Source organism: Algoriphagus vanfongensis DSM 17529 (assembly GCF_000429465.1).
Taxonomy (GTDB): Bacteria; Bacteroidota; Bacteroidia; order Cytophagales; family Cyclobacteriaceae; genus Algoriphagus; species Algoriphagus vanfongensis.
On sequence record NZ_AUBX01000009.1, the window covers coordinates 620,861 to 641,926 of the forward strand.

18 protein-coding genes are annotated in these 21,066 nt (G+C 42.3%); 13 read left to right on the top strand and 5 right to left on the bottom strand.

What is annotated here, in order from left to right; all coding sequences use genetic code 11:
- Positions 1–4: 4 nt before the first annotated feature.
- Entirely contained in the window at positions 5–196 is a 192-nt protein-coding gene (locus G460_RS0104065) for a hypothetical protein (RefSeq protein ID WP_026954164.1), read from the bottom strand.
- A 170-nt stretch (positions 197–366) separates the two neighbouring features.
- Here G460_RS0104065 and G460_RS22550 point away from each other — a divergent pair, with 170 nt between their 5' ends.
- From G460_RS22550 to G460_RS0104080, 3 genes are all read left to right on the top strand, one after another.
- Positions 367–879, top strand: coding sequence for a DUF4943 family protein (locus G460_RS22550; RefSeq protein ID WP_169817495.1), 513 nt, complete (start codon positions 367–369; stop codon positions 877–879).
- Between the two features lie 255 nt (positions 880–1,134).
- On the top strand, positions 1,135–1,752 hold the full coding sequence (locus G460_RS0104075) for an NADPH-dependent F420 reductase (RefSeq protein ID WP_026954165.1): 618 nt from the start codon (positions 1,135–1,137) through the stop codon (positions 1,750–1,752).
- Positions 1,753–1,889: 137 nt separating this feature from the next.
- Positions 1,890–2,564, top strand: a complete 675-nt coding sequence (locus G460_RS0104080) for an ROK family protein (RefSeq protein ID WP_026954166.1) — start codon at positions 1,890–1,892, stop codon at positions 2,562–2,564.
- Between the two features lie 82 nt (positions 2,565–2,646).
- Here the strand turns inward: G460_RS0104080 and rfbA are convergent, their stop codons facing one another.
- On the bottom strand, positions 2,647–3,507 hold the full coding sequence (gene rfbA / locus G460_RS0104085; protein ID WP_026954167.1) for a glucose-1-phosphate thymidylyltransferase RfbA: 861 nt from the start codon (positions 3,505–3,507) through the stop codon (positions 2,647–2,649).
- A 107-nt stretch (positions 3,508–3,614) separates the two neighbouring features.
- On the opposite strand from rfbA, the gene G460_RS0104090 reads away from it, so the two are divergent.
- From G460_RS0104090 to G460_RS0104105, 4 genes are all read left to right on the top strand, one after another.
- The gene (locus G460_RS0104090) at positions 3,615–4,877 is read left to right on the top strand and encodes a glycosyltransferase (protein ID WP_026954168.1); all 1,263 of its coding nucleotides are present in this window, start codon (positions 3,615–3,617) and stop codon (positions 4,875–4,877) included.
- A 316-nt stretch (positions 4,878–5,193) separates the two neighbouring features.
- Positions 5,194–5,442, top strand: a complete 249-nt coding sequence (locus G460_RS0104095; RefSeq protein WP_026954169.1) for a hypothetical protein — start codon at positions 5,194–5,196, stop codon at positions 5,440–5,442.
- A 71-nt stretch (positions 5,443–5,513) separates the two neighbouring features.
- Positions 5,514–6,185 (top strand): CAP domain-containing protein, encoded by a 672-nt coding sequence (locus tag G460_RS21395; RefSeq protein ID WP_051315905.1) that lies wholly within the window; start codon positions 5,514–5,516, stop codon positions 6,183–6,185.
- A gap of 79 nt (positions 6,186–6,264) precedes the next feature.
- Positions 6,265–7,023: a hypothetical protein gene (locus tag G460_RS0104105; protein ID WP_026954170.1), complete on the top strand. Its 759-nt coding sequence runs from the start codon at positions 6,265–6,267 to the stop codon at positions 7,021–7,023.
- A gap of 110 nt (positions 7,024–7,133) precedes the next feature.
- Here G460_RS0104105 and G460_RS0104110 read toward each other — a convergent pair whose 3' ends face one another.
- Entirely contained in the window at positions 7,134–8,513 is a 1,380-nt protein-coding gene (locus G460_RS0104110; protein ID WP_026954171.1) for an MATE family efflux transporter, read from the bottom strand.
- 225 nt (positions 8,514–8,738) lie between these two features.
- Here G460_RS0104110 and mnmA point away from each other — a divergent pair, with 225 nt between their 5' ends.
- The 3 genes from mnmA to G460_RS0104125 all read left to right on the top strand — a co-directional run bounded on the left by mnmA (position 8,739) and on the right by G460_RS0104125 (position 12,222).
- The gene (mnmA, locus tag G460_RS0104115) at positions 8,739–9,950 is read left to right on the top strand and encodes a tRNA 2-thiouridine(34) synthase MnmA (protein WP_026954172.1); all 1,212 of its coding nucleotides are present in this window, start codon (positions 8,739–8,741) and stop codon (positions 9,948–9,950) included.
- A 30-nt stretch (positions 9,951–9,980) separates the two neighbouring features.
- Entirely contained in the window at positions 9,981–10,679 is a 699-nt protein-coding gene (locus tag G460_RS0104120) for a pseudouridine synthase (protein ID WP_026954173.1), read from the top strand.
- A 67-nt stretch (positions 10,680–10,746) separates the two neighbouring features.
- Positions 10,747–12,222 (top strand): M28 family peptidase, encoded by a 1,476-nt coding sequence (locus G460_RS0104125; protein WP_026954174.1) that lies wholly within the window; start codon positions 10,747–10,749, stop codon positions 12,220–12,222.
- Positions 12,223–12,283: 61 nt separating this feature from the next.
- On the opposite strand, the gene G460_RS0104130 is transcribed toward G460_RS0104125, so the two are convergent.
- Positions 12,284–15,514 carry a S41 family peptidase gene (locus G460_RS0104130; protein WP_026954175.1) on the bottom strand — a complete coding sequence of 1,077 codons (3,231 nt, stop codon included), beginning with the start codon at positions 15,512–15,514 and terminating at the stop codon, positions 12,284–12,286.
- A gap of 163 nt (positions 15,515–15,677) precedes the next feature.
- Between G460_RS0104130 and tyrS the strand changes: the two genes are divergently transcribed.
- The 3 genes from tyrS to G460_RS0104150 all read left to right on the top strand — a co-directional run bounded on the left by tyrS (position 15,678) and on the right by G460_RS0104150 (position 19,171).
- Positions 15,678–16,970 carry a tyrosine--tRNA ligase gene (gene tyrS, locus G460_RS0104140; protein WP_026954176.1) on the top strand — a complete coding sequence of 431 codons (1,293 nt, stop codon included), beginning with the start codon at positions 15,678–15,680 and terminating at the stop codon, positions 16,968–16,970.
- A 147-nt stretch (positions 16,971–17,117) separates the two neighbouring features.
- The gene (locus tag G460_RS0104145) at positions 17,118–17,813 is read left to right on the top strand and encodes a TetR/AcrR family transcriptional regulator (RefSeq protein WP_026954177.1); all 696 of its coding nucleotides are present in this window, start codon (positions 17,118–17,120) and stop codon (positions 17,811–17,813) included.
- The gene (locus G460_RS0104150; protein WP_026954178.1) at positions 17,813–19,171 is read left to right on the top strand and encodes an amidohydrolase family protein; all 1,359 of its coding nucleotides are present in this window, start codon (positions 17,813–17,815) and stop codon (positions 19,169–19,171) included. Before G460_RS0104145 ends, G460_RS0104150 begins: the two co-directional genes overlap by 1 nt.
- A 77-nt stretch (positions 19,172–19,248) precedes the next feature.
- Here the strand turns inward: G460_RS0104150 and G460_RS0104155 are convergent, their stop codons facing one another.
- Entirely contained in the window at positions 19,249–20,790 is a 1,542-nt protein-coding gene (locus G460_RS0104155; RefSeq protein WP_026954179.1) for a peptide MFS transporter, read from the bottom strand.
- Between the last annotated feature and the right edge of the window lie 276 nt (positions 20,791–21,066).

Here is a 21,066-nt window from a genome sequence, read left to right on the forward strand (position 1 = left end):
ATATTTACTGGTTGTCTTCTTTTTTGTCTTCAGTCCCATTTGAAACAATCTGATCAAACAGTTCTCTGAATGCCTCATCCACTTCTTCAGTTTGTGAGTCTTTTTCTATTTTTTGGAGAAAATGGATAAACTCCTCCTTGGAGATATTCCCCTGAGAGAGCTTCTTTACTAATTCTCTGATAGTGGGATTTTTCATAGGCTTTCTATTCAACTAGACTACCGCGAAAGGAAAAAAATAGACTACTCAGCCCTTTGTTATCAATATGTTAAGGAAATAAGATGAAAAAATGAGTTATTCATTTTGAGAAGATATATATGAACCTCGTTTTTATTAAATTAAAAAAAATCAACTCAATAAATCCTGATATGAACCGTCTTCCAATTTTTTTTCTACTCGTATTTGGGCTGGGATTAGTTAGCTGTCAGGACGAGTCTACACCACCGGTCATGAGTGTGGAGCGCTATGTCAACCTTCTCAAAGCAGGCAAATATGACCATGCCGAATTACCAACATTTACCTCCCAGGATATTCCAGCACTTTTGTCCTATGCTGGAGAAATGCAAAAAATCACCAACTTCCCCACGAATCCAATCTCATCAGCTTGGTATCTCGAATGCAGTCTAGGCATGTACGTCCTTTGGACTGTCGAGTCCATCCGCATTCGGTCATTTGACCCACAACTTGCGCTGAACAGTTTTCCTTCACAAAATCCAACGGTCGAAGACAAATTGACTTTTGAGTACATCGAGCAGAGTCCTGAGGTTCAAGAAGAGGTCGCAGACTATTACCTCCAATGGTGGAATACCATTCGGGATCAGGAGTTTGTCACAATTCATCACATAGATCCTTTGGAAAAATCAAGCTTGCGTTGGCATTGAGAGCAAGAGTTTCTTTTTAAACTAGCCGATTGAAAATTCAAAGTACGAGAACGGACAATTCCTAAAAACATCATTCATAGCTCAATTTTTGGACTTCAAAGGCTGATTAATGAACATCATATTGTATTTGAGAAAATTTCAAAATATTATTTTGATTTGATTTGCAAACAGACTAGTTTTCAGTGTTTTATAAGCGAACTTGGAAAGAAATATCTTTCCTTTCACCCACTAGTTTCACTCAAAACTATCCCAGTTATGAAAATTGGAATTCTAGGAGAATCCTCCTTGGCCAAATCATTAGGTAAAAAATTAATCGACGCCGGAGTACAGGTGGTATTTGGAGTGCGTCCTGATTTTGATACCGAAGAAATAGAATGGAAGATGATGAACCGTGTCTATCACCGCATCTGCCCTTATGAATCGGCCATTATCCAGTCCGACTTTGTCTTGATCTGTGCAGAAAACGGTTACCTGCCGGAGATTTGGGTAGCACTGAAAAATACCGACACTGAAGACAAAATCATCATCGACTGTACAAATGCCGGCTTTGAGAAGAAACTCAGAACAAGTAATACCCAGTTGATCAAAAAAGCTGCTCCAAAGGCTTTTACTTTCAAGGCATTTAACAATTTGGGCTTGGACTATCCCAAAAATGACACCTTTGGCGTGATCAAAGAGACATACTTTTGTGGAGAAGATGTCCCCGAAAGACTCCGAGTCAAGCGCTTGATCGAATTGGCAGGATTCAATGCCATCGATGCAGGTGAAATGAGCAATGCCACCCTACTGGAAGCATTCTACCATCTACGCACTAAAATTTCTTGGAATCAAAACGAAGCCCAGAATTATCATTTCAAATTAGTTTCTATTTGAATTCAATTTGGCAACGCTGATTTCTTCTGATTTAAGGCAAAAAGCGACAGGCTTTTTGCCTTAATTTTTTTAGTTTCGAATCTGTATTTCTATTTTACTACTGCATCAGTCCTTTTTGTGACTACTTTCCAATTCGGATGAAAGAATTCAACAAGAAAATCCTCGTAATAGATATTGGAGGTTCCAATGTGAAAATATTGGCTACCGGTCAACCAGAACGAATCAAGATACCATCTGGTATCGATTTTTCTCCAGACCAAATGCTCCCCCTCATTAAAGAATATGCTGCAGACTGGGAATATGACGTGGTCACGATGGGCTTTCCAGGGGTCGTCAAAAACAATAAAATAGTCAATGAGCCTGTCAATATGGGCAATGGCTGGACTAAGTTTGATTTTCAAAAAGCTTTTAACTGCCCTATCAAGATCATCAATGATGCAGCTATGCAGGCTCTTGGAAGTTATGAAGGAAAAAAGCTGCTTTTTCTCGGTCTAGGGACAGGCTTGGGCACTTCCATGGTCATGAATAAGACTATTTTTCCGATCGAAGGAGGCCACCTACCTTATAAAAAATCAACCTTCGAAAACTACGTAGGAAAACCGTACCTATTCCGAAACGGACAAGAAAAGTGGGAGAAGCATGTGTTCAAAGCAGTCAGTGTGTTGTCAGACGCTTTCCAGCCAGACGATATCGTACTGGGTGGCGGCAATTCCAAAATTCTGACTTCAGTACCTGAAGGCTGCCGTCTAGGTACGAATCAAAATGCTTTCAAAGGAGGCTTCCGCTTGTGGGAAGAAGATTTCTGGATCTAATCAATTTCACCAATAAAAGGATATAAAAAAGCCCGATAGCTTTGATCAACTCAAGTCTATCGGGCTTTTATTTTGTATTTACTTAAGAAACTAGTCTTCTCAGGTATACACCATAGCCACTTTTCCCCAATTTTTCAGCAGCTTCCAGTAGCTTTTCTTTACCTATAAAACCACTTCGATAGGCCACCTCTTCGATACATCCGATCTTCAACCCTTGTCTTTCTTCGATGACTTCTACAAACTGGGCCGCTTGAAGCAAAGACTGGTGAGTGCCGGTATCTAGCCATGCAGTACCTCTATTAAGAATAGCTACCTGCAATTCACCCATTTTGAGATATTCATTGTTGATGTCGGTGATTTCAAGTTCTCCTCTTGGACTTGGTTTGATATTTTTGGCGATTTCGACCACTTTATTGTCATAAAAATACAAGCCCGGCACCGCAAAGTTGGACTTGGGTTTTGTTGGCTTTTCTTCGATACTGATGGCTTTTTGCTCTTCGTCAAATTCTACCACCCCGTATCTTTCAGGATCATTGACATGATAGGCAAAAACCACTCCTCCAGTCGGATCAGTATTTTCAATTAAAGTCTTATGCAACCCTGAACCATAAAAAATATTATCTCCAAGGATCAAAGCGACCTTGTCATCACCGATGAATTCCTCTCCGATAATAAATGCCTGAGCCAATCCATCCGGCGAAGGCTGCACGGCATACTCAAAGCGACATCCTACCTGGGAACCATCACCGAGCAATTTCTGAAATGCTTCTGAATCATCCGGAGTAGTAATGATCAAAATCTCCTGAATGCCTGCCATCATCAATACTGATAATGGATAGTAAATCATCGGCTTGTCATAGACTGGCATTAGCTGCTTGCTGACAGAGATGGTCAAAGGATAAAGTCGTGTACCAGAGCCTCCGGCCAAAATAATTCCTTTCATAAATTGATATAGAATAGATAGAAAACCCAAACAGAGTGGATTTCTGAAAAACAAAAACTAGATTCAGGCTTAAAGCTACGACGAGCATCCTTCAAAGAAAAATTTCTATGAAAATCCTGCTTATTTCTTTGGGTACGAGAGGTGATATAGAGCCATTCTTGGCTCAGGCTGAAATACTCTCGGCGAAAGGTCATGAAATCACCTGTCTTTTTCCAGCTCAATTTGAAAGCTTGGTCAAAAGTTTAGGCTATCAATTCAGGGCTTTCGACAAGCGGTTTTTGATGCTTCTCGAAAGTCAAAGCGGAAAAAAAGTAATGGGAGGAGGTAGCGGATGGGGACAGTTCAAAGGTTACCTCCAATTGGTGAGGGATTCTTTCTCACTACAAGGCCTGATCATCGAGCAGCAGCGATCCGCAATTCTCGAAATCAAACCAGACCGAACCATCTTTCATACCAAAGCCATGTATTGCTATCTGGCAGCCATGATGCAGCCGGATAAATTTCTCCTCCTTTCCCCTATTCCATGCATCGGTCATCCTTGCTACGATTACCCGCATATCGGATTGGCAAAATGGACTTTTTCTAAAAAATGGAACTTCAAAAGTTACTCCCTGATCAATGGCATCCGTAGAAGAATCATGAAAAGGTACTGGAAAAAATACCAAGAGGACTTCAAAAAACCAGGAGTGAAAATTCAGGATCTCAAGGCCTTCGAAACCCAGCAATTGCAAACCTTATATACAATTTCTCCCCATCTTTTTCCCAAACCCAGTACATGGCCTTCTGCAGCTCACTTAACCGGCTTTTACCAACGAAATCAGCAAAAGGATTATACAGCTGCCCCTGATTTATTGGACTGGATAAAGACGCATGCTAAACCCATTTTAGTCACTTTTGGCTCTATGAGTAATCCAAAGCCTTTGGAGCATACTCAATTGATTATAGACTGTCTAGTAAAACATAAGATTCCAGCCATCATCAATCTTTCTTGGGGAGGACTCAGCCGGATCGAGACTGCAGCCGAGTCTATTTATTTTGTAGATCAGATACCCTATGACTGGGTGCTACCACAGATGCATGGCATGATCCACCATGGAGGATCTGGTACTACACACTTAGGAGCTGTATCTGGCTGTAGTCAGTTGGTGATACCACATATTATTGATCAGTATTTTTGGAATCGTCTCGTGGCCGATCGTGGCCTGGGACCACTAGGAATCTCAATTCATCGCTTAAACGCCGCTGATTTTGAAAAGCTACTTCTCGACTTCTACGCAAATGTGGTCTATAAAAAGAACGCATTGGAAATGGCTGAGAAGATAAAATATGAAAGCAATCCCTCAGAAATAGTACAACTGATTGAGGGGTAGTTTCGGCCTGGTAGCAAAGTTCAGAACACTTCAAATTTCTATAGGTTGACATCTTAGTTGAAACCGAAAAAGAATGCAGTATTCTGAAGAAGATAGCTTCAAAAACTCTTTTCATTGAAAATGAAATATATAATCCTTTCTTAATCAATAGGATACAATTCTCCCATCATCTGTTCTGGCACTTTTTTTGGTTTGTAGAAATCACTAGTTAAAAAATATTATTTAGGCATCTTTCCTAATTTTCTTTTCGTAGACCTAGTCAGGTCAAAAGAAAATCTATCTAAAAACTGTTCTACTGCCATTTAATTTCGATACTATGAACCCACATTTTACTATTCTCAAAAAAGCAGCCGAGGTCTTTCACTCCTACGGCATCAGTCTATCTGGTGCACGTAAGAATGACAACTTTATCCAAGAACTCGACATGGATCCCATTTTTATCAACGGACTTATTTTTGAATTAGAATTTCAGCTCCAACTTTTTATACAAGAGGAAAAGCTCAAAAATGTACAAACTCCCAAAGACCTGATCGCTCTATTTTTGGAGATTCCCCAAGACAATTAAGATTTATCGTTCCTGATTATACTAAGCTGGAGTTCTCAACGTCCAATAAGTAAGATTCTATCCTCTTGTTGATGAAAAAACTCAGTTTCGTAGCATTCCTATTCTTTCTTTCTACTTCCCTCCTATTTTCACAAAACTGGCAATCCACAGACTATACCAAGCATACTTGGAAAACATTCAACCAGCTCCAAATCATCCATGAAAAACTGGATCCCAGCGATATAGATTATTCATTGCTCCATGCGGCGGTGTTTTATGTCACAAATGAATACAGGGTTCAAAATCAACTCAAACCCTTTCAATATGCCACTAAAATGGAATTGGTAGCAGCTGGACATGCTGCTGATATGGTTAAGTACAATTTTTACGGGCATCAAAGCAAAATCAGAAACAAAAGAAAGTTGCGGGACCGATTTCAGATTCAGGGACTCAATCCGGTCATGATAGGAGAAAACATCAGCTCCACGGCTGCCCTTCAATATGAATACGGCCGAAAAGTAGAAAGACCCCAGAGCCCGGGAGTATTTGTCTACCAAACTTCCAAAAGTGAAATTGTTCCCATGCACAGCTATATCTCCTATGCACGGGAAATTGTGAGACTGTGGATGGAGTCACCTGGCCATCGCGCCAATATCTTGAATCCTTCTTTTACGTATCTGGGAACTGGCTCAGCGGTGTATGGAGAAAAAAGCTTTTATAACATGCCCTATTTTATGAATGTGCAGTGTTTTGGAAGTGATTAAGGCACATATACGACATTTGCCGTATTGAATGGCGGAGAGAATTGATGGAGCTTTGACTATCATTTAAATTTCTCAACCCATGAAATCAAAATTCTTTTCACTCATCCTTTTAGTAGTTTTTGGAGCTGTCATCTTTTCGTCCTGTAGTGGTGATGGAGATGAAGATCCTATGGAAACTACCCAGTCCAATCCCGTCCCGTCACCAGGTGATGCAGATGGAGTCATGGCCGCGATCAAAGCAAAATCCAATCTACCAGAAGGCACACCTCAAGTACCGGGAATGCCTGATATCCTTTTGGATGTAGCCTCAGCCAATTTCTATTCTTCTACCAATGGAGGCTCTCTGGTCAATGTAGGCACTGTTTCCCTGAATGATTTCCAATTACAAACTGTAGGTGGTAATTCTTACATCAACAACTTTACAGACATTACCTTGGATATCAACTCAGGCCAAGCGAATGATTGGACTGTTGCAGGCTCTAATGGCTTTGATGGATTTTCTCACACTACTGCGAAAAAAATGCCTGGTGTCGTCCGCTTCGCTTCTTCAGTATCGGAGACGATCAGCGCTTCAGCGGCAGTTACCCTCTCAGTCGAGAGCGTTCCTTCCAATGTAGACAATTTGCTTTGGGTTATTTCTGACGGCAGCAATACCGTTACCAAAGAAAGTAAAACTACTTCTGTGACTTTTTCGGCATCTGAATTGGGTGATTTAAGAGCTACAGAAACCGGTATCGTACAGGTAGCAGCCTACAATAGCGAAAGCCAAACTTTTGGTGGCAAAAAAATCTACTTTATCAATGAGACGGTAGACAGCAAATTTGTGACTATTAACTAATAAAACTGACCCCATCAAAAATGCCGGGCTCGTTCAAGTCCGGCATTTTTTTTTCATAACCAAGTAATATCTAAGCTCTAAAGGTTGTCCCATTGCAATCAATAGAAATCCTAAACAGCCACTCTTTTCCATTTCCCTCTTTTGAAAAAGTAAAGTGAAACCAGGGCATGAAAAGAGTGAGCGAAAGCAATGGCGATAAAGATTCCCAACACTTCCAAACCTACTGGAAAGGCTAAAATCCAAGCTAATGGAACCTCTACAAACCAAAGAACTCCAATATTGATCCAAGCCGGAGTTTTGGTATCTCCAGCTCCATTAAATGCCTGTGTCAGTACCATCCCTATTGCAAAAAAAACATAACCCAGCGCAATCACCCAGAGCCCCTGAGACGCGATTCCCTGTACCTCATCGATATCAGTAAATACTCCTGCGAGCTGATTGGAAAATAAAATGTAAATACCAGTCACTGAAGCCATAAATATGACATTGTACCGAGTGGTCAACCATACGGCCTTTTCTGCTCTGGCAATCTCATTGGCTCCAAGATTCTGACCGACCAGCGTTGCGGCAGCTCCAGAAAGCCCCCATGCTGGCAAAATGGTGAAAATCAAGACCCGCATCGCAATCGTATATCCCGCCAAAGCAGCCGAGCCAAACTCCGCATTCATCCGAGTCAAAGCAAGCCATGATACCGAATCTATCAGAAACTGTCCCATCCCTCCTGCTGCGATATCGACGATTTTGCGAACCGTCTTCCATCGAATCTTAATATTCTGAGCCAGAATACGAAGCTTATGTTTCCCATTGAAAAGATGGTAAAGCTGATAGAGCACCCCCAAGCCTCGACCCAAAGTAGTCGCTATTGCTGCTCCATCCAGACCTAAACCATCCCAAGAGCCCAACCCAAAAATAAATATGGGATCCAACACGATATTGAAGCCATTGGCTATCCACAGAGAACGCATCGCGTGATGAGCCTGTCCAGCACCTCGGAATGCTCCGTTGATGAGGAAGAGAAGCATGATGGCGCTATTTCCCAAGAATATAATGCGCGCATAGCTCACGCCTATTTCTAGCACATCCTGTTCTGCCCCCATCAGACTCAGTACCTCTTCGGCAAAAAACCAGCCTAAAGCTCCTAGTAAAATGGAGATTGCCCCTCCTACCAATAAGAGTTGGAAGGCTACATCACCTGCTTTTTCATAGTCTTTCTCACCAAATCGCCTACTGATCAATGCCGTTGCTGCCATGCTGATCCCAAAGCCTACGGCATACACCAGCACGATCACCGACTCCGTCAATCCGACAGAAGCAATAGCACTTTCTCCAAGTTTGGCTACGAAAAAGATATCTACCACTGCAAATGCAGACTCCATCATCATCTCCAAAATCATAGGTATGGCCAGCACCAAAATGGCTGTTTTCAAGGAGAGAACAGTGAAATCCTGTTCCTTGCCTAGAATTGCATCTTTGATCAGTTGAAAATTCATGATGGGGAATTAAGAGAAATAGAAAATATGGAAGGCAAAAATAGATGAATGTTTGGTTTCTAATTCTTTGATTCTGATTAATCTAAAGAAAAAGACAGGATTTGTCACTTGGAGTGATTTTGAAGAATTTCCCTCGTACCTTTGAAGGAATTGAACTAGATCGATTCCGATTCAGTTGGATCTTTTGTAATCAAATGGACCTTGAATCCATTAATGAATGCAGCTATGAACAAAAAACCTAGAGTGGTAGTAGGACTTTCCGGTGGAGTGGATAGTTCGGTCGCCGCACATCTCCTATTAGAGCAAGGATACGAAGTCATCGGGATGTTTATGAAAAACTGGCACGATGAATCCGTCACTATTTCCAATGAATGTCCGTGGATGGAAGATTCCACAGATGCCATGCTCGTCGCCGAAAAACTCGGCATTCCCTTTCAAGCCATCGATCTCAGTGAAGAATACCGGGAGCGGATCGTAGACTACATGTTTTCGGAATATGAAGCCGGCCGCACACCCAATCCTGATATTCTTTGTAATAGAGAAATCAAATTTGATATCTTTCTAAAGGCAGCACAGAAACTGAAAGCGGATTTTGTAGCTACGGGACACTACTGTCAAAAAGGAAGTATTTCTAAGGAGGATTCTACCGTATACCAACTTTTGGCTGGAGCAGACACCAATAAAGACCAGAGCTATTTTCTCTGTCAGCTATCTCAGGAGCAGCTGGAGAAAGCCTTGTTTCCAATTGGCCATCTTCAGAAATCAGAAGTCCGTGCCATTGCCAAAAAATTAGATTTAATCACTGCAGAGAAAAAAGACTCCCAGGGCTTGTGTTTCATAGGCAAAGTGCGCCTACCTGAGTTTTTGCAGCAACAGCTGAAGCCCAAAAAAGGTCGAATTATCCAGATTCCAGAAGAGCTAAGTGTATTTGACCGGTATCAGGTTCCGGCAGGAGTATCTTTAGATGAATTGGATGATGCGACTTTGGACGGGATTGCATTTCCGATCCACTATAGCCAAAGTCAAGGCAAAACCATCGGAGAACACAATGGAGCACATTATTTCACTGTCGGTCAAAGGAAAGGCCTGCACGTGGGAGGCACAGGCAAACCCCTCTTTGTCATAGCCACAGATACCCGAGAAAATATCATCTATACCGGACTGGGCGAAGAACATCCCGGTCTCTTGCGCAATGCCCTTTTTGTCAAAAATGACCAAATCCACTGGATCAGAGAAGATCTCAAACTGGAAATAGGGCAAACAGCACGCTATGAAGCGCGTATCAGATATCGTCAGCCATTGGTCGGTGCGACACTGATACAGCGTGAAAATGGTTTGTACGTCTTGTTTGACTCTCCTCAGAAAGGCATTGCTTCTGGTCAATTTGTGGCTTGGTATCAAGGTGCAGAATGTATCGGTTCAGGGACTATCTTCTAATATTTCCCGCCGGTACATTCCGGCTTTTCTATGCAGTTGGAGATTATTTACCAAGATTCATCCCTCATCGCCATCAATAAACCTTCAGGGCTGTTGGTTCATCGGACTAAGTTGGCGGCAGAAGAAAAGACGGAGTTTGCCGTTCAGATTCTTCGGGATCAGATCGGGCAACGAGTCTATCCAGTACATCGATTGGATAGACCTACGAGTGGGGTGTTGTTGTTTGCACTGGACGAGACGCTTCTTCCTGAGCTTAAGAGGCAATTTGCTGATCGAGAAGTTTCCAAGACCTATTGGGCTATCGTGAGAGGGATCCCAAGAGATGATAACTTCCTCATTGACCAAGGTTTAAAAAACGAAAGATCAGGTAAAATTCAGGAAGCAATCACTGATTTTCGGCTGATTCAATCTTGCGAAATTCCATTTGATACCACCGGAAGGTATCCCACCAGTCGCTATTCCCTTTTAGAAGCTTGTCCTAAAACTGGCCGTACGCATCAGATCAGAAGGCATTTGGCTCATGCGAGGCATTACATCGTAGGGGACAAAAAACATGGAAACAATAAGCAAAACCACTTTTTTCAAGCTCAATATGGGCTCGATCATCTTTTGCTTCATGGTCAAAAACTGGAGATATTCCATCCAGTTCTTCAGAAGAAACTGGTTTTGGAAGCTGAGATCCCTGTACATTTCCGTACGATTTTGGATCAATTGGGAATGAATGCTTAAGAATTTGGTCAGTGGCGGATTCGATTCCCGTTATTTCGTTTAATTTGACCTGAATAATTAATACCCTATGAATAAATACCAACTGGGATTGGGCCTTTTGTTGATGATGGCCAATCCATTATTTGCCCAAAAGAAAAAAGTAGAGAAGACTTTCAAGGAAAAAGAGGCTATTGGACACTTTACCTACCTAGCCTCGGATGAACTGATGGGGCGTGATCCTATTCGACCTGAAATGGAACTCGCCTATACTTATATCGCAGACGAACTCATGAAAGCCGGAGCAAAACCCTTGGCGACTGCGGATGGCTATTATCAGAATATTCCATTTCGGATGTCTTCCCCTCCTACTCAAGGCTCTATCCAGCTAGGAAAAACCAGCTACGAGCAAGGAGTGGATCTTTTGGTATTGGATGGAAAATCCATCTCTGGCAGCTACGAGTTGGTCGATATTGGTTTTGGTACAGCAGCAGAATTGGAAGGAAAAGATCTCAAAGGTAAAATTGCAATTTCCAATGTAGGCGCACCTGATAGATTGGGACCTGCGGATTTGTTTGCTTTAGGAAGAGAAAAAACCCAAAAAGTACAGGAAATGGGAGCTATCGCTCTGATAGAAAAGTTCAACGTCCCATCAGTACCATGGCAAATGATCAGCAACTATCTCAATAGAACCACACTCGGGGTCGATCAAGGTGAAAGTTCTGAACTTCCATATATCTGGGTAAAAGATCTAGACAATACCATCAGAGCTGCGATGGCTGAGGACAATCTCTCAGAAGCAGCTTTGAAAATCGAAGGAAAAACCACCAAAACTGTGGAAGGGAAAAATGTGGTAGCCTATATCGAAGGTACCGACCCAGCGCTGAAAGACGAGTACATCATGCTTTCAGCACACTATGACCACGTGGGAGTAGGCAAACCAGATGCGGAAGGTGACTCTATCTATAATGGTGCCCGTGACAATGCTGTGGGAACCGTTGCAGTCATGAATGCCGCTAAATACTTTGCGAAAAATCCTCCCAAAAGATCCGTACTACTCGCACTTTGGACAGCCGAGGAAAAAGGACTTTTAGGGTCTGGATATTTTGCAAACAATCCATTGGTCCCACTGGATCAAATCATATTCAACCTCAACATCGATAATGGGGGCTACAATGATACTTCTGTGGTCACAGTGATTGGCTTGGGCAGAACATCCGGAGATGCTCATATCTCTGAAGCAGTAAAAGAATTTGGTTTGGAGGCGATTGCAGATCCTTCTCCTGAGCAGGGACTTTATGACAGATCTGACAATGTGAATTTTGCAAGAAAGGGCATTCCTGCCCCTACATTTTCCCTTGGTTTTCAGGCCTTTGATGATGAAATCCAAAAGTATTACCACAAGCCTGGAGATCATGTAGAGAATTTTGACTTGGACTATGCCGTCAAGTATTGGAAATCTTACATCTTAGCTGCAGAACTCATCGCCAATGATCCAAATCAGCCTATCTGGGTAGCAGGAGATAAGTATGAAGAGGCCGGCAAGAGCCTTTATGGGTTAGATTGATTTCTAAAAATTTAGATTTTAAAAAAGGTTGGAATTGCAAAATCCCAGCCTTTTCTATTTTCTAGTTCTCCACTTCCTTTTGAAGCTCTTCGATCGCCTTTTCAAGCTGTTGATCTATTCCTTGATCGATCTGCCCCGGCATATTTTTGATTTCAAATTGTGGTTTGGTTTCGTTGTTTTCCAACCATTCACCGGCTTTATTCTTGGCAGATATTGGCACAGCTCCCCATCTCACATTATTTGGCAATCCCTCCCATCCTGCAAATGAGCAGGTACCAGGTGTAGGCATTCCAACTGTCTTCCCGATATTCAGATCAGTGTAGCCACAGGCAAAACAATGCCCATCTGAATAATTGGCTTCATTAAACATCGCCAAGGTAGGTTTGGTCCATCTTGCTGTAGGCTCGTACCCAACTTCTTTGGATTCCGTAGCATAGGTCAGGAACTTCTCTCCTGTAAAAAACATAGCCAAATCAGCTACCAAATCTCCACCTCCATTGAAACGGGTATCGACAATGACAGCCTCTGTATCATGGTATTTGCCCATCATCTCCTCGTAAATGTTTCTGTAAGGACCGTCACTCATCCCAGGAATATGAACATACCCCAACTTTCCACCACTCTTTTCGGCTACTTCTTCTTGATTCTTTTTAACCCATCTCTTATAAAGCAATCTGCTCTCTTCTCCCAAACTGATCGGCTTGATAGTCAACTGCTGGACATTGGCTCCAGCTGCATCGGAGATCTCTACTAGTGTGAATTTTCCAGATTTTCTATTCAGCAATTTTGCATAGTCTACAGAGGGACTGATCTCTTCTCCGTCGATTTTTTGGATAATCATTCCCTCTTCGATGGTAAATTCAGATTTGTCCAAAGGTCCTCCCTCGATCACCTCCGTGATTTTCAATCCATTTCCACTATGCTCATAATCCCAAAATACTCCCAATGCGGCTGTTTCGTCTGCCATAGGAATAGATCTGGAAAAGCGTGCTCCAGCATGTGACACGTTGAGTTCGCCGATCATTTCTGAAAGCATCTCAGCAAATTCATAGTTGTTTCCAATGTGTGGAAGATACTTTTGGTAATCTACCTTTGCCTGCTCCCAGTCCACGCCATGCATGTCAGGTGTATAGAAAATCCCTTTTGTTCTCAACCAGACATGCTCAAATAAATGAGCCATTTCAGCCTCTGTATCCATGGTCATCTCCCCGCTGATTTTGATAGACTCACGTTTCATGGATTCAGGATTGATTTTGGATATACTTCCATCACTCAGTAGGTACAGATTCTTTTGCTCCTTGTCCCACACAAGACTTCCATAGCCAGCATTGAGCGAAATCTCCTGCTTGGTTTCTTTGGTTCTCAGATTGGTACTCCAGAGATTCATTCCCTTTTCAAAACGCGTCAGATAGAGCAGTTTTTCTCCGTCTTTTGTCAAAACAGCATCTCCCAATTGACTGGAGTGAATCGTCAATTTGGTTTTTCTATCCTCTATTCCATTCCAGTCAAACTCCAAATCCTCTACTTTCTTTTCAGTCTCTTTCTTGGAGTCATCCTTTTTATCAGATTCTTCTTTCTTCCCTGCTTTGGCGATTTCTTGTTTCAGCTTATACTCTTCTTCGGAAAGGTTAAATTCATCCCATGCTCCCTGATCAAAGAAAAGCATATAGGCATCATCCTCACTTCTACCTGAGGTAGCGTAGCTTCTGAGACCATCCCGATTGGAGAACCACAGCATCTGCTTTCCTTTGTTGACCCAGGTGGCCCCATGATCGCTATAGCCGCTCCGGGTTATATTTCGCATATCTTCTTTGCCGCTGGCATCCAAAAGCACTACCTCCTGATTGACCATGGTAGGACTATACGTAGCCAGCAGCCATTTACTATCAGGACTCCATGTATAATATTGATCCCCATCTCTCATATGAAACAACTGCTCTGGAGTCATCAAAATCACCTCTTCATTACTGTCCAGGTCTTTGACGACCAAGGTTCTTCTACCTTTGACATAAGCAAGTTTTTTCCCATCCGGAGACATTTTGGATAGATAAGCATCCTCATCGGCGGAGACTATGACTTCCTCTTTCAGCAAGGTCGAGGCAAAAAAGAATGGTTCTTCAGTCCGTACCTTGGAACTTTTGTATATCTGCCACTTTCCATCTCTTTCGGAAGAATATAAAACTGATTTGCCATCTGAAGAAAACTCAACGAAGCGCTCCTGTTCTGGCGTATCGGTCAGTCTTTTGGTAAGCGAACCATCTACTGAAGTCACAAACACTTCTCCACGGGCGATGAAGGCAATCTCCTTCCCATCCGGAGATATACTCATTTCTCTAACACCTCCATTGATAGCTATATATTGATCCGAATTGGAAATACTTTGAGTCATCAGACTCACCGACAGCTTCTTAGGACTTTCTCCTTTTCGCATCGTGTAAAGCTCTCCATCATAGCCAAAACTCATCAATCCATCATCCGAAATACTCAGAAAGCGGATCGGGAAATTGTTAAAATCCGTGAGTGCCTCACCTTGTGATGGACTCGATAGATTCATGGCAAACACATTGAAGCTTCCATTTTGCTCACTGAGGTAATAGATTTCAGATTCATCTGGAGAAAAAACCGGATTTCTATCCTCTCCATAGAATTGGGTCAGCATCTGATGCGAATTGTCAGAAGCATCATAGATCCAAATATCTCTGGCTATCCCTGATTGATGATGTTTTCTCCATTCATTTTCTCCACCCTTCTTATCATGGTAGATGATTTTGGTGCCTGATTTATTGGTTTGCACGTATTCAGCTGGCAGTGTCCATACCTGGTCTACTCGGCCACCTGTACTGGGAACTTGATAAAGCTCAGGTTGCGAACCCGTCGGATATTGTCTATGTGACGCGATGTCCATTCGAGTAGCTCCAAACAACACGGACTTACCATCTGCCGCAAAATCAAAGGGCAATTCATCATTGGAGTGAAAAGTTAGCCGACTAGCAGGACCACCACTCGCCTGCATGATAAAAACATCAAAATTACCATAGCGATCAGAGGCAAAGGCCAATTGAGTACCATCAGGACTCCAAACAGCTTTGTAATCATGTGCTTCATGAAATGTAATCTGATTGGCTTTGCCTCCTGTGCTGGCTACAGTATAAAGATCTCCCTTGTATGTGAATGCAATCGTTTTTCCATCAGGCGAAATAGCCGGATAGCGCATCCATTGGGGGGATTCTTGTGCAAAAGCCGAAAATGACAGGCTAAATAAGAGAGCCCCAAGAATTTTCGTATATCTCATAAGTTAAATTTTAATCCCATGAAAGTAAGTATTTTTCAAAAGATCAAATAGCGCAAATCAACTCCCCTCAAAATGATTTTCAAGGTCAGAGCCAATCCTTTGGGACTTTTTTTCCTTCCTTCATCAGACAAGCCTATATTTGCGGCTCGAAAATTTTATCAAAATGAATCCATTTATAGAAGAACTGCGCTGGAGAGGAATGCTCCAGGATATGACACCCGAAATAGAAGAGCACCTCAATAAAGGAATGGCTTCGGCCTATCTCGGATTTGACCCGACAGCGGATTCGCTTCATATTGGACATTTGGTAGGAGTCATGACACTACTCCATTTTCAAAGAGCCGGACACAAACCATTCGCATTAGTAGGCGGAGCTACTGGAATGATCGGTGACCCTTCTTTCAAATCTGCCGAAAGAAACCTCCTGGACAAGGCTACCTTGGATCACAATGTCGCTTCTATCCAGCAGCAACTCGCCAAATTCTTGGATTTCGGCACAGATTCTGCCAATAAAGCAGAATTGGTCAACAACTACGACTGGATGTCTCAGTTCTCATTTTTGGAATTCATCCGGGACGTAGGAAAACATATCACTGTCAACTACATGATGGCGAAAGACTCCGTCAAAAGAAGGCTAGAAGATGGCAATGGTCTTTCATTCACTGAGTTCTCCTACCAATTAATCCAAGGCTATGACTTTTTTCACCTTTGGAAAAATAAAAACTGCAGCATCCAATTAGGAGGATCGGATCAGTGGGGAAATATCGTCACCGGCACAGAACTCATCCGAAGAATGGGTGGTGGGAGCGCATATGCACTGACAGTTCCTTTGATCACCAAAGCGGACGGCACGAAGTTCGGTAAAACTGAAGGTGGTTCAGTATGGCTAGATCCAGAAAAAACCTCTCCCTACGCATTCTACCAGTTTTGGCTCAACGTCTCCGATGAGGACGCATCCAAATACATCCGCATTTTCACCACGTTGGATCAGGAAACAATCGTCCAATTGGAAACTGCACATGCCGAAGCCCCTCATCAAAGGGCGCTACAAAAAGAAATAGCGAAGCAAGTCACAATTCTTGTTCACAGTGAAGCCGACTATGAAATGGCAGTGAAAGCGTCTGAAATTCTCTTCGGGAAATCTTCCACAGAGGATTTGGCTAGTTTGGATGAGAGAACATTCCTACAAGTCTTTGACGGTGTGCCTCAGGTGAAAATCAGCAAAAATGAGTATCAGGAACTGACTTCTACCTTGGATCTTTTTGGAGATTTGACTCAAGGTGTCATCTTCTCCTCAAAAGGCGAAGCTCGTAAAATGATACAGGGAGGTGGAGTCAGTGTCAACAAAAACAAATTGACTGATCCCAATGCACCAGTGCAATTTGAACTCCTTCAAGACAAATACCTACTCGTACAAAAAGGCAAGAAAAATTACTTCATAGTGGAAGTAGCCTAAGTCGGTGATACACAACAAAAAAGGCCTTTGATCTTATTCAGAGGCCTTTTTTTTAGTTAATTATTTGTTTTTTGACCTACATTTAATTCCATTATTGACCGAGGTTTAATATCTTTGGAGAGCATTTTTGATCAAATAAAACCCAATATGGCAGGCGAGAAAAACAAAGAGAAACTGATACTGGATTCGGCTATTGCATTATTTACAAGCAAGGGATATCAGGCGACACGCATGGAAGATGTAGCCAAAGGAGCAGGAATCAGTAAAGGTCTCAGCTATTTTTATTTCAAAAACAAAGAGGATCTTTTCATGGCTTTAACCAAAAAAGCCTTTGATCAGCTTAAAGATGAATTCCGAGAAGTGTATAGAACCAAGAGCAAATCAGGATTGGACCTCTTGGCAGACTTAGTTTTAAGAATTTCGGCTTTTGCCAAAAACAACCAGATCCTATACGATTCCATTATTGGTTTCTTGGACTTGATGAAAAAGTACAATACACCGGAAGGCCGCGCGTCCATCAATCCATTAATCCTGGAAAGCGTCCATTTTCAAAAGTTGCTTGAGATCCATCACGATCCCGCCAAAATCGGGATTGCCCTGGTAAGTCAGGGAATCAAAGACGGGAGCATTCGTCCCCAACTCCAGCCAGAAATCACCTTTTATACGATCTGGAGTATGATCATCGGTTTTGAGAAAATGCGTGGACCAATCGAATACGAAGAAAGAGAGGTCAAACTGACTTCTGAAAACTGGGAGCCAGGTTTTATCAAATTGATGCAAGACATGCTCAAAGGAACCATTCAAGCCAGTAAACCCACTACTGTACAAACTAGCCTCTTCTAATGAAGCATACTTTACTTGCAGGCATAGCGCTGAGCCTTTGGTCATGCCAGGCTCAGGAGCAACCCATCGACCTTAAAATCAGCAATGTCACTGTCATAGACATCCAGAATGACCAGCTGATCCCATCACAGACGGTTTTGATCTCCCAAGATCAAATTTTAGACGTCGTGGACACTGATGAAACTAACGTCAAAGCAATACAAGAAGTAGACGGTACCGGTCTCTTCATCATGCCAGGACTTTGGGATAATCATGTGCACTTCGGTGGCGCCGAATATGTGGATGAAAATGAACAGTTGCTTCCACTCTATCTCAGTATGGGAGTCACTTCAGTGAGAGATGCCGCTGGAGATATCAGCATGGATGTACTCCAGTGGAGAGATGAAATCAAAGAGGGCGAGCGGATTGGCCCGCACATTTACACTTCCGGCCCCAAGCTGGAAGGAAAAGGGTCCATTTGGCCAGGAGATTTAGAAATAGCATCTGAGGAAGAACTGAAAGTAGCCTTGGATTCGTTGGAAAAACTACAAGTGGATTTCATCAAAATTACTGATAATGCACTCGAGCCAACGCTATTTTTAGAAGCAGTCAAGCAGGCTTCAGCACGTGGATGGAGTGTTTCTGCTCACATCCCAAGTGCTTTGGATCTGATGGACTTGGCTGAGTCAGGTCTGACTACTATCGAACACCTGGGGTATATCACCCGGATCGAAGGCGAAAACGAAGCAGAAACTATCGAAAACCTAAAGCAGCTCCGTGATTTAGGAACAGGAATAGTCCCTACCCTTTTGATCAGTGACAATATCGCTTATTGGGAACCTGGAAAATTTGAGTCAGATACTATTTTGCAATATTTGGGTCCTAAGTTGAAAGAAAGCTATACCTGGAGAATCGATCGTCTCAAAAATGATACTGAAGAGGCGAGAGAAAACCGCCAAAGAAATTTTGAGAAAGTCACTACTTTCCTCCCACTCATCCAACAGTCCGGAATGAAAATCTATGCCGGCACAGATGCAGGCTATCTCAATTCATACGACTATCCGGGCTTGGCAATACATCTTGAGCTGCAAAAAATGGTGGAGTTTGGACTCAGTCCACAAGAGGCACTGACAGCTTCCGTCATTCATGGGCCTGATTATTTTGGATTAAATGAATTTGGTGCTGTAGCCAAAGGCAAAAAGGCAGATTTGATTTTGCTTAGGGCGAATCCTCTAGAGCAAATTCAAAATACCCAACAGTTGGAAATGGTGATTTTCGAAGGAAAAGTATTTGACCGACAGCAACTCAATCAAATGCAACAGGAAATCAAAACGTGGGTGAGCAACAAAGAAAAAGCTATCAACGCAGCTAAAGAATAATAGCTGTCATAAAAAAAGGCTGTCTTTCCATGATCTAGCATCATATCGAGACAGCCTTTATTCTATATTAAGGGAACTTAATGAACGTTACCCATCAATTTTTTAATAAACGGAGAAGCCAAAAGAACCAATACTCCCGCACCAAGCGAGTACTTGGCAATCAGGAGAAATCCATCTGTATAGATAGTCAGTGTCTCAAACCCACCTACATTTTTGTCTGTACTCTCCACAGCAAGTTGTTTTCCAATGAAACCGACTACCTGAAAAGCAAAGGCGGAAGAAAGGAACCAAACTCCCATCATAAATGCCACAATTCTTTTCGGTGATAGATCTGTAATCTTGGATAAACCTACAGGAGACATGAACAACTCCCCGATCGAAAGCAAGAAATACATCAACAGCAAATATGTAAAAGGCACCATTCCGGATTCATTTGCAGTATTGCCACTGATAGCCAACACGTAAAAGCTGATTCCCGCCAGGAGCAATCCCATACCAAATTTGTAGGGAGTTCTCGGGTTCAAATTATTCTTCGACAGTCTTGTCCAAAGCATAGACACAGGAATCGCCAAAATGATGATCCACATGGAATTCAGCGAGTTGGTCTGGGAAGCTGACATGATACCATCCAAGTCCACATTTCGGGAAGCGAAAAGCGTAATCACACTACCTGAAAGCTCGTGAAAACCCCAGAAAATAGTCATGAATACAGTGATCAGCACAGCTACGAATAGCTTTTTACGTTCGTCTGCATTTGCCTGAAACATTATATATCCCAAGTAGGCCAAGATAGCTACCCCCACCAATTTGAAGATGATGTTGACGATATTTTGATCTCCGAAAAACGTTCCTTCTGTACCGAGCGCTTTATAGGATGAAAGCAAAAAGGCAATTGCCGGAACAGCCAAGACTGATAGAATCGGGATCATGACCTTATTTTTCACTCCCAAAAATGGCTGGTCAATCGAGCCATTGGCAGGTGGCAAACCACGATCTCCAAACACTCCGTTTTTGATCCCACTCCAAAAGAAGATCAAGCCAGAAAGCATCCCGATCCCAGCCAATCCAAAACCATAATGCCAGCCATAAGTCGCTGCCAACCAGCCGCAAAGAAGAGGTGCTACCCACCCTCCTATATTGATACCCATATAGAAAATGGTGAATCCGGAGTCTTTTCTGGTATCTCCATCAGGATAAAGTGTCCCTACAAATGTGGAGATATTGGGTTTGAAATAACCGTTGCCGACAATGATAAAAGAAAGGGCCAGAAAAAAGGCCATGTTGTTTTCTATTGCTAAAACAAAATGGCCTATTGACATCAGAATCCCTCCCAGGAAAATGGAATTTCTCATCCCCAGAATCTTATCGGAAATCCTCCCTCCTACGACTGTGGAGGCATACACTAGTGAGCCATAAGAAGCATATACCGCAGCCGTGGCATAGTCCCGATCCACCAATGCTTCAAAGATGACATCCACCATATATAAGGTGAGCAATGCCCGCATGCCATAGAAGCTGAAGCGCTCCCACAATTCGGCAAAGAACAAATAAAATAATCCCTTAGGATGTCCAAACAGCGTAGGTTCTTCCTTCAGAGCTGGGTTGACTGTATTTTCCAATTAATCTCAGTTTTAGGTAAATAAATTTCACAATGATAAAATAAAATGACAGGTTCTTCAAAAAGCAACCTCTCAAAAAGCCTTTTTTATTCTACATCAAATAAAGAAATCCTACCCAAAAGACTAAGCTATAACACTTCTATTTTTTCCTACCAAATAATTATTTGTTTTTTCTTCGTAATCGATTGAATGGCTAAATTTTAAACATTTTTCGTTTTCTATTGGAAGCTTTTATCTACTTTTGGGAAGACAATTTTCAGTTTGTAAACCCAAATA